The following is a 206-nucleotide window of genomic DNA, read 5'->3' as shown; positions in this document are numbered from 1 at the left end:
GCTTTCGCATCAGCTTTCGCTGCAGTTTTCTCTTCGTCTGTTAAGTCGTTGTTTGCGTTGATTGCTGCTTCCTTAGCTTTTAATGCATCGTCGATTGCTTGTTTAGCCGCTGGCTTAGCTTGCGCTGTTGGACTTACTGAAGATACACTTGTCACTCCATCGTTTTTAGCTTTCTCAACTGCATCGTTTGTTGTTGCGTTGTCGAT

General features: G+C 44.7%; 1 protein-coding gene. It reads right to left on the bottom strand.

Features of this window, described 5'->3' with window-relative positions:
* A partial coding sequence (locus HMPREF2764_RS06740; RefSeq protein WP_148129368.1) for a DUF1542 domain-containing protein occupies positions 1 to 206 on the bottom strand: 206 nt, incomplete at both ends.

This window comes from Streptococcus sp. HMSC073F11, from assembly GCF_001810785.1.
Taxonomy (GTDB): domain Bacteria; phylum Bacillota; class Bacilli; order Lactobacillales; family Streptococcaceae; genus Streptococcus.
This window is presented reverse-complemented; position numbering and strand designations above follow the sequence as displayed.